At 53.2% G+C, this 696-nt stretch carries 7 tRNA genes; all 7 read left to right on the top strand.

The window, feature by feature from the left end:
• Window positions 1–66: 66 nt before the first annotated feature.
• The 7 genes from AC1RFD_RS22405 (at window position 67) to AC1RFD_RS22375 (ending at window position 696) form a co-directional block, all read left to right on the top strand.
• Window positions 67–142: transfer RNA gene (locus AC1RFD_RS22405), tRNA-Val, on the top strand.
• Window positions 143–145: 3 nt separating this feature from the next.
• Window positions 146–221, top strand: a tRNA-Thr gene (locus AC1RFD_RS22400).
• 7 nt (window positions 222–228) lie between these two features.
• Window positions 229–304: transfer RNA gene (locus AC1RFD_RS22395), tRNA-Lys, on the top strand.
• 17 nt (window positions 305–321) lie between these two features.
• Window positions 322–406, top strand: a tRNA-Leu gene (locus AC1RFD_RS22390).
• Between the two features lie 36 nt (window positions 407–442).
• Window positions 443–517: transfer RNA gene (locus AC1RFD_RS22385), tRNA-Gly, on the top strand.
• A 5-nt stretch (window positions 518–522) separates the two neighbouring features.
• Window positions 523–611 (top strand) — tRNA-Leu (locus tag AC1RFD_RS22380).
• Window positions 612–619: 8 nt separating this feature from the next.
• Window positions 620–696, top strand: a tRNA-Arg gene (locus tag AC1RFD_RS22375).

Raw genomic sequence — 696 nt, 5'->3', positions numbered from 1 at the left:
TTTAGCGCCGATGGTAGTTGGGGGCTTCCCCCTGTGAGAGTAGGACGTCGCTAGGCATAATACCCAGGAGGATTAGCTCAGCTGGGAGAGCATCTGCCTTACAAGCAGAGGGTCGGCGGTTCGAGCCCGTCATCCTCCACCATATGCCGGTTTAGCTCAGCAGGTAGAGCAACTGACTTGTAATCAGTAGGTCGTGGGTTCGATTCCTATAGCCGGCACCATTTTTTCGAGCCATTAGCTCAGTTGGTAGAGCATCTGACTTTTAATCAGAGGGTCGAAGGTTCGAGTCCTTCATGGCTCACCATTTATAAATAATAATAAGCGGGTGTGGCGGAATTGGCAGACGCACTAGACTTAGGATCTAGCGCCGCAAGGCGTGGGGGTTCGACTCCCTTCACCCGCACCATTATTTTCATTGCCAGATAAAAAAGCTTATGCACATGCGGAAGTAGTTCAGTGGTAGAACACCACCTTGCCAAGGTGGGGGTCGCGAGTTCGAACCTCGTCTTCCGCTCCAAATGTGCCGGGGTGGCGGAACTGGCAGACGCACAGGACTTAAAATCCTGCGGTAGGTGACTACCGTACCGGTTCGATTCCGGTCCTCGGCACCATTTTAAATGCGCCCGTAGCTCAATTGGATAGAGCGTCTGACTACGGATCAGAAGGTTATGGGTTCGACTCCTGTCGGGCGCGCCA

It is taken from the genome of Lysinibacillus sp. GW823-FHT02G10 (assembly GCF_058797135.1).
The sequence above is the reverse complement of the archived record's forward strand: the minus strand, read 5'-3'. Positions and strand labels throughout refer to the sequence as shown.